The 7,360-nt window shown below is 62.3% G+C and carries 6 protein-coding genes; 3 read left to right on the top strand and 3 right to left on the bottom strand.

Annotation, left to right across the window (positions count from 1 at the left end; genetic code table 11):
* From NTW26_01200 to nadC, 3 genes are all read right to left on the bottom strand, one after another.
* Positions 1-782 (bottom strand): restriction endonuclease (locus NTW26_01200; GenBank protein ID MCX7020892.1); only part of this gene is annotated, 782 nt, incomplete at its 3' end.
* A 144-nt stretch (positions 783-926) separates the two neighbouring features.
* On the bottom strand, positions 927-3,704 hold the full coding sequence (locus NTW26_01195; protein MCX7020891.1) for an AAA family ATPase: 2,778 nt from the start codon (positions 3,702-3,704) through the stop codon (positions 927-929).
* 168 nt (positions 3,705-3,872) lie between these two features.
* Positions 3,873-4,781, bottom strand: coding sequence for a carboxylating nicotinate-nucleotide diphosphorylase (nadC, locus tag NTW26_01190; protein MCX7020890.1), 909 nt, complete (start codon positions 4,779-4,781; stop codon positions 3,873-3,875).
* Positions 4,782-5,188: 407 nt separating this feature from the next.
* On the opposite strand from nadC, the gene NTW26_01185 reads away from it, so the two are divergent.
* From NTW26_01185 to NTW26_01175, 3 genes are all read left to right on the top strand, one after another.
* The gene (locus tag NTW26_01185) at positions 5,189-6,331 is read left to right on the top strand and encodes an ImmA/IrrE family metallo-endopeptidase (protein ID MCX7020889.1); all 1,143 of its coding nucleotides are present in this window, start codon (positions 5,189-5,191) and stop codon (positions 6,329-6,331) included.
* A 6-nt stretch (positions 6,332-6,337) separates the two neighbouring features.
* Complete coding sequence (locus tag NTW26_01180) at positions 6,338-6,835, top strand: DUF4411 family protein (GenBank protein ID MCX7020888.1); 498 nt, start codon at positions 6,338-6,340, stop codon at positions 6,833-6,835.
* Positions 6,836-6,909: 74 nt separating this feature from the next.
* Positions 6,910-7,360: FecR domain-containing protein (locus NTW26_01175; GenBank protein MCX7020887.1), on the top strand; the 451-nt coding region annotated here is incomplete at its 3' end.

Raw genomic sequence — 7,360 nt, 5'->3', positions numbered from 1 at the left:
ATCAGCTCGACATGCACCTGCGTTCCCGTCGCGGCCTGCCGCGCGTCGGGGGTGAATCCGCCGGCCGAGACGAAGATGCCCACGTCGTCCCGCTGCAGCACACCCAGCAGCTGCCGCACATCCGGCCCCGAGGCCGGGTTCTCGCGCAGCTTATCCTGCACCGTCATCCGCGGCGACTGCGTGCCAAGCGGGTCGCGGTACGCGATCACGTCCATCCCGCCGTCCTTGCCCCGCGGGGCGCTGAACGGCGTGTGGTAGCCCATCCCCCGCAGGAGCGCCTCCACCAGGTCCTGGAACTCGTAGGGGTTGAGGCGATATATCTGCGCCCGGATGCCCTCGATGGCCTCCTGCTCGATCTGTTGCAGCGTCGCTGCCATGGCCTGATGAGCGTCTTCGACCTCGGTTTCAACGGGCGTGACCTGCTGATCCCGCTCTTTAATGAATTGTTTATAAGCCGACAACGCTCTTCGGTGGAGTTCCTCCGCCCCTAATTGCAGAGCGTTTTCCCCATCGGGGGTTAAAAACCACCTGCCGGCCTTTTTCAGGATATAACCCGCCTTGACGGCAAGAATGCTGCTGTCAAAGGCAAAATATCTCCTCCAGCGAGGAGTACCGTCCTTGTACGCCTCCCGCTCCCAATCATCGAAACTCACCCGTTTCTCGACCGCGGCGATAACCTCCCGGTAAGCGGCCTCACCGCCGTTGTCCTTCAGGAAGTTGAGCGCTGCAAAGGTGACCTTCGCCACCAATTGATTCGAGCGCGAAAAGGAAGACTTCGCCATAATTACACCCTCACGTCATGACTGCCGGATCAGTTGTCGAAGTTGACCATCACCTTGGTGGGCTCGGTGGGATGGACACGGGACGAGAAACTCTAGCCGAGCTTGACGTGCACGGCGACGAGCACGAGCCCTTCGGGCTCCCCGTCACTCGCCCCGGTTCACCAGGCGCGTCAGGGAGCGGATGGTCTCGAAGAGGGTCGTGCCCAGCTTGATCGCCGGAAGCAGGCTCGAGGCCAGGTTGTCCGGCCGCGGCTCCAGGCTGGAGACCAGGTAGCCCACCTTGCCCCGGGGGATGCCCGAACCGACCATGTCCACTATCTCCTTGAGCTCGTCAACGGTCGGGTCGGAGCGGTACCGCGCGGTGCGGTAGAGGAAGACGCAGAAGTTGTAGAGCTGCTCGCAGAAGGCCTCGTCGGTGTAGCGCTTGGGCAGGTTGAGGGAGAAGTAGGCCAGGATGCGCTCGGGGGCGTTGGCCGCCAGGTTGCCGATGATCCGCAGGTGGGCCGCCGGTATCTGCGAGAAGAGCGGCACCAGGTTGGTGGCCACCGCCTCGTCCAGCGTCTTCCACGCGTCGAGCCCCATCTGCGCCTCGACCTGGATGTCGGCCAGGATGGTGACCAACGGCGCGGTGCCGATGTCGTGGTACGCGCGCACCAGCCGCACCAGACGGAACAGGGAATCCTCTATCTGGCCCGAGAGATCGGTCTCCTTCACCGCCAGGCCGAGCTGCTCGTAAACCAGGTTCTGGACCTTCCGGCGCACGATCTCCCGTTCCGCCTCCTCGTCCGTGGGCGAGCGGAGCTCGACGAAGGCCAGTCGGCGCCGGGTGCTCTGGGAAAGCTGCTCGACCCCCTTGAGGCCGTCCTGGGAGTTGAAGGTGGCGATGAGGCGGAAGTCCATGGGCAACGGGATGTCCAGGTACTCCCCCGGCGAGCCGGAGACCGAAATTTTCATCGCCGGGGCGTCGCTCGTGGCGAGGAAGTCGGAAAGGAGGGACGTCCAGTCGCAGTTGTCCAGCTCGTCCAGGACCAGCCAGACGCCGTTGTACTGCGCCCCGTTCGGCGCCCGGTAGGCCGTGCGGGCGTAGCCGTCGTCCGTGGAGGCGAAGTTTTTCAAAACTGTGCGGGTGAGGATGCCGGAAACCGCGACGCCGCCGTCGGGCAGGGGGTAGAGGAGGCCGAGGAGGTCCTCGGGACCCCAGCTCGAGAGGGACTGCACGAGCTCGGGGTAGATGTTCCAGACGAGTGCGGGCAGCATCCGGGCCAGGGTGGTTTTGCCGCAGCCGGTGGGGCCGCTGATTATCACGTGCTTGCCCAGGAGCAGGTTGGTGATGACGTGGGCTATCTGCTCGTTGTCTATGACGAGCTGGTCGCGGATGCGGCGGATGGAAGCGGCGACGTCCCGGGGCAGGGCCAGCGGGTGGTCCTCGCCGTCCCTGGGCCGGGTGCGCCGGGCGTCTCGCGCCTCCACGCTCCTCAACAGGGCGTCCACGGTGGGGATCAGGAGCTTCTTGGCGTCGGCGAGGGCCGGTTCGTCGGCCTCCAGCTCCCCGGCGAGGAGGTTCAGGCCGGTGAGGGATTCCTCGGGCGCCTCCCAGCGCTGGATCGAGGGCGCCAGGGGGGGCAGGTCGGGGAACGGGGTCGGCTCGACCTCGAAACCGGAGAGCTCCTTCGAGGTGAGGGCCGGGGCGGGCTGGTCCTTCCTGGACACCGGCGGAGCCACCGCGTCGGTGGCGGGCGTCTCCCAGACCATCTCCGCCATCACCTCGTCCAGGGAGCGCACGGCGTCCACGGGAGGTATCTGCGCCCGCGCCGGTTCCACGGCGAACGGCTCCTCCGGTTCCGGGACCGGCGGCTCCTCCGGGGGGACGAACGCAGGCTCGGGCTCCGGCGGGGCCTCATTCTCCGTCACCAGGGGCGGGCCGGTGACGGACTCTATCTCTTCCATCCGCGACCGCATCCGGGAGAGCATCTCCCAGTCAATGCCCAGGTCTATGAGCTGCTTCTCCTCGGTGGCGGTGTCCTTCTTGCGGACGATGGGGTGGTCCATGTGGAAGGTTTCCCTCGCCTCGTGGCGGACCACCCTTTTGCCCCGGTCGCCCAGATGTAGGCTCATCTCCCCCTCGGACTCCGTGGCGGCGCCCTCCCCCAGCCTGAGATCGGGCGCGTCTATCACGAGGGAGTGGTCGCCCGTGTCGAGCCGGAGGTCCACGGTCCCCCCGTCGCCCGCGCCGGCCATCCGGGGCACGCGGTCGGCGGAGAGCCGGAAGGTCAGTTCCTCGTCGCTCTGATCGAACACCGATTCGGCGAGAGAGGCGGTCTTTTTTTCCGCGCTCGGTGCCGCGCCCACGGGCCTCGCCCGGCCCAGCTCGTCAATCACGTCCAGGCTCGAGGCCAGGGTGGTGCGGCGGAAGGTTTCGTACTCACCCGTAGGGACGATGAATCCCTTGGAGAACCGCCCCCGTACCGCTTCGAGAAGATTGTCACCGTAGGGGAGGACGACGACGCCGTTGGGATCGGGCATCTCGGCGGGTGGTATCTCCTCCATCGAGGTGAGGCGGATCCAGCAGGCGGAGTAGATGGCGTCGGCCTGGGTGCGGCGGAAGGGGATGTTGTCGTCGGGCTGGCGGCGGAAGGAGCCGTCCGGATTGTAGAGGACGGCGTCCACCCTGGCGCGGAGCCGGAAGATGCGCGGGCCGGCGGCCCGAGGATCGTCCAGGGGGTAGAGGTACACCGGTTTCCCGGCGGTGAGCACCCGGTCCAAAAGCCTCACGTAGCTCAGGCTCAGGCGCTGGGTCCACCAGGCGTGCCCGCCCTCGGCGATGACCCGCAGGTACTCGGCGTGGAGGGTGTCCATCCCGCCCACGCTCTCGAACTCCACGGGTCGCCAGACGATGGACAGCTGCGGCAGGAATTCGGCCATATCGGTACCCCAATGGCTTTATCGTCGGGAAACGAAGTTATGCCCCGGCAATAAGAAGTAATGTCCCCGGCAAATCACCGGCGTTCGTCGTCAGGAACCGAGCGAACCGAGCGAACCGAGCGAACCGAGCGAACCGAGCGAACCGAGCTACGCCCCCGGCGAACAGAGTTATGCCCCCGGCAAATCGGGCAACCCCCCCGGACGCACGTCTAGGGCCAGGTCCGAGGCCTTGGCGGAGTGGGTCAGCGCCCCCGCCGAGACGAGGTCGGGGCCGAGGGCGGCCAGGCGGGTCAGGCTCTCGAAGCTCACCCCGCCGGAGACCTCGCAGAGCGCGTCCGCCCGGCGGCAGCGCAGGACGGCCGTCGCCAGGGTCGTATCGTCCATGTTGTCCAGAAGGACGATGTGCGCCCCGGCGTCCAGCGCCTCGTCGAGCTGCGCCAGGTCGGTGACCTCCACCTCCACGGCGAGCCCGTGGGGGCAGCGGGCCCGGGCCGCGTGCACCGCCTGGGCCACCCCGCCGGCCGCCGCCAGGTGGTTGTCCTTTATCAAGACCCCCGAGGCCAGGTCGTGGCGGTGGTTGCAAGCCCCGCCGACGCGCACCGCGTACTTGTCCAACTCCCGCCAGCCCGGAAGGGTTTTGCGGGTGTCCACCAGCCGGGGCGGCGAGGGCGAGCGCGAGCCCTCGGGCAGCGTCTCCCAGGCCCGGCGTAGTTCCCCCGACCAGACTCGGGAGATCGTCGCCACGCCGCACATCCGACCGAGAAAATTCAGCGCCGCGCGCTCGGCGGCCAGAATCGAGCGCAGGCATCCGCTTACGGAGGCGAAGACCGTCCCGCCCTCCAGCCGCTCCCCGTCCGTGTAGGCGGTCTGGAAGCGGAGCTCGCGGTTCACGGCGGCGAAGACCGCCCGGGCCACCTCGAGCCCGCAGAGGACGAGCGGCTCCCGCGCGACCAGCTCACCCACGGCCTGGGCATCCGCGGGCACGGTCGCCAGGGTCGTGTAATCGCTGGCGACCCGGTCCTCGTCGAGGGCCGAATCGATGAGCCGCCGGGTGGCCGGTGAGATCGGTTGGTACAAGTTTCCGTCCCGCATTGATTACCATGCCGCGCGGACCCGGAAGCCCGACCGGCTCCGCAAATCCATCCCGAATTTGTCTCAATCCCGAGCCGCGCGGACTCAGAATCACCCCCCCGAACGGTCGCGGACCGGCCCTGTGGGCCAAGACCGCCTACTTCGGAGACCCTTCCCCCAGACGTTCGGGGACCGGCCCGCGACCGAATCCGGGTAGCAGAGGCCGAGGTCCCTTCCCCCAGAAGTTCGGGGACCGGCCCCTTTTTTTCCGGCCGGGGGATCGAGGCTTCCCCGCCATCGTATTCTACCAAACCTGGAGCCCGCGCGCGAGGGTTAAGAGCGACCCACCTGGGAACCGGATGCCCGGCATGGTATAATAATTGAGTAGGATTTAGGTACTGAAGGGAAACCTGATGAGCAAGGTGGCCGTCACAAAAGAGGTTTTACGCTGGGCCTTGAATCGTTCCGAGCTGTCGGAGGATGGTCTACAGAAAAAGATGCCCAAAATTCACCAGTGGCTTACCGGTGAGAGTCAACCTACGCTACGACAATTGGAAACCTTGGCAAAAGCAACTTACACACCATTAGGTTTCTTTTTCCTCGAAGAGCCCCCACAAGATCGCCTACCCATTCAACATTTCAGAACGCTTGGTGATGAGGGTTTAAAAAGACCCAGCCCAAATCTTCTTGAAACAATTCAAACAATGCAGCGTCGGCAGTCCTGGATGCGAGAGTTCCTGATCGAACAAGGTCAGGAAGGCCTTCCATACATAAAATCTGCCCGACTTGAAGAGCATCCTAAATCCATTGCGAAACGGATTAAAAATACACTGGGCTTAGATGACGGATGGGCTGAACGACAGCCCACATGGACTGATGCACTTAGTATTCTACGAGAAGCCCTAGAAAATACGGGGATTCTGGTTGTCGTCAACGGTGTCGTTGGTAATAACACCCATCGTAAGCTCGATCCTAACGAATTTCGAGGTTTCGTTCTGGTGGATGAGTACGCCCCGCTCGTGTTCATCAATGGTGTGGATAGCAAGGCCGCGCAGATGTTCACACTCGCACATGAAGTAGCACATGTGTTTTTTGGCAGCAGCGCTGCATTCGACCTCCGTGAAATGCAACCGGCAGACGACCCGATCGAACAGGCGTGCAATCGTGTAGCTGCAGAATTCCTCGTTCCAGAAAACGAGTTGAGAAAAGTATGGGGTTCTATAAAAAATGCCCCAGAGCCGTTCCAGGCATTCGCCCGGCACTTTAAGGTCAGTGAGCTCGTTGCGGCGCGCCGAGCATTGGACCTTACCCTATTAAGCAAGGAGGATTTCATACATTTTTACGATGATTACACAAAGCGAGAATATTCCGCCCCTCGACTAAAAGGCGGTGATTTCTATGCTACTCAAAACCTGCGCGTTGGACGGCGTTTTGCGTCCACCGTTATTCGAGCAACCAAAGAAGGTAAGCTACTTTATTCCGAAGCCTACCAGTTAACGGGACTGTATGGGAATACATTCGAGAGCTACGCATCCCATATAGAAATGGCAGGCTGATAGTAAATGGATGAGCCTGTTTTTTTACTTGATGCGAATGTTTTCATCGAGGCAGCACGTCGTTACTATGCCTTCGATTTGGTCCCACGATTCTGGGATAGTTTAGTCGAGTACGCATCAATTGGTCGTATTAAAAGTATTGATTGTGTAAAACAGGAGTTAGAACGAGGACAAGACGAGCTTGCAACGTGGGCAAAGGAGAGCTTTCAAGATGCATTTGCTTCTACAGATGAAGATGATGTGATTATACTTTACGGGAAAATTATAAACTGGGTAAATATACAGAGCCAGTTTAAAGATGAAGCAAAGGCGACTTTCGCAAGTGGTGCAGACGGTTGGTTGGTTGCATATGCCAAAGTAATGAACTATGTTATAGTGACACAAGAGCTTTCGGAACCTTTATCTAGAAGCAAGGTTAAAATACCAGATGTCTGTATTAAGGGTGGTGTATCCTTCGTCAATACTTTTGAAATGCTACGCATACTAGGGATAAAGCTTGGATAGTATATCATCTATATTTTATTATATATTATTATAGGAATATATGAAGTATTTACGTTAAAAAAGGGAGGACCGCTGTGTACCGACGCTTTAGGCTGATTCCCTGGCTGACCCTGGCGGCCCTTTGGGTCTTCATCCTGGCCCCGCCGGCCCACGCCGCAGAGTCCCTCGGCCGCGTGGTGGACCTGGTGGGGAAGGTGACCGTGACCCGCAGCTGGTCCACCACCGATCTCGCCAAGGGCGACCTGGTCTTCGACGGCGACGTGGTGGAGGCCTCGCGCAACTCCTCGGCGGAACTGGTCATCGGGAGCGGCCATCACTTGAAGGTCAAGGCGGGCACGAAGCTGCGCGTCTCGCCCCTGGGTTCGAGCTACGAGGTGCAGACCTTCTACGGCTCGGTGCTGGCCGCCGTGGTGAGCTCCCAGGAGGACGCCCGCGGATTCCGCGTCTCCACCCCCACCGCCTCGGGCGCCGTGCGCGGGACGCTCTTCGCCGCCGAGGTGGCCGAGGACGGGACGACGACCTTCC

Source organism: bacterium (genome assembly GCA_026398675.1).
In the GTDB taxonomy this organism is placed as follows: domain Bacteria; phylum RBG-13-66-14; class RBG-13-66-14; order RBG-13-66-14; family RBG-13-66-14; genus RBG-13-66-14.
This window is presented reverse-complemented; position numbering and strand designations above follow the sequence as displayed.

Bases quoted from the DNA above. Each gene is read 5' to 3' on its own strand.
- NTW26_01195 (MCX7020891.1), bottom strand. From the start codon at position 3,704: ATGGCCGAATTCCTGCCGCAGCTGTCCATCGTCTGGCGACCCGTGGAG.
- NTW26_01185 (MCX7020889.1), top strand. From the start codon at position 5,189: ATGAGCAAGGTGGCCGTCACAAAAGAGGTTTTACGCTGGGCCTTGAAT.
- NTW26_01180 (MCX7020888.1), top strand. From the start codon at position 6,338: ATGGATGAGCCTGTTTTTTTACTTGATGCGAATGTTTTCATCGAGGCA.